This window comes from Burkholderia sp. Bp9140 (genome assembly GCF_003853425.1).
In the GTDB taxonomy this organism is placed as follows: Bacteria; Pseudomonadota; Gammaproteobacteria; order Burkholderiales; family Burkholderiaceae; genus Burkholderia.
This window is the reverse complement of sequence record NZ_QTPQ01000128.1, coordinates 1-539: the sequence shown is the minus strand read 5'-3', so window position 1 is coordinate 539 and position 539 is coordinate 1. Positions and strand designations below refer to the sequence as shown.

Genomic DNA, 539 nt, shown 5'->3' with positions numbered 1-539 from the left:
CCTTCGCGACGCATGCGGTCCTTCACTTCGATCATGTCGCGCACGGGGATGCCTTCCGTGATGCAGATCGCGAGATCGAGGTCGGCTTCGACCGCTTCCCAGATCGCAGCGGCTGCGCCTGCAGGCGGAACGTAGATGACCGACACGGTCGCGCCGGTTTCTTCCTTCGCTTCCTTGACGCTCGCGTAGATCGGAATGCCTTCGAAATCTTCGCCGGCCTTCTTCGGGTTCACGCCCGCGACGAATGCTTCGCGGCCGTTTGCGTATTCACGACAGGCGCGCGTGTGGAACTGACCGGTCTTGCCGGTAATGCCCTGCGTGATGACCTTCGTGTCCTTGTTGATCAGAATCGACATGTATTTTGACCTCTGTTCGATTGGCGTCGCGTGCAAACCGCGCCGCCATGCGTGTTCGATAGCGTGTTACTTGCCTTCGGCAGCCGCGACGACCTTCTGCGCAGCCTCTTCCATGCTGTCCGCCGAGATGATCGGCAGGCCCGAATCGGCCAGCATCTTCTTGCCGAGGTCCTCGTTCGTGCC

1 pseudogene is annotated in these 539 nt (G+C 60.9%); it reads right to left on the bottom strand.

The features are described 5' to 3' along the window. Positions 1-356, bottom strand: a pseudogene (locus DIE21_RS36915) (succinate--CoA ligase subunit alpha); the annotation flags it as partial. Between the last annotated feature and the right edge of the window lie 183 nt (positions 357-539).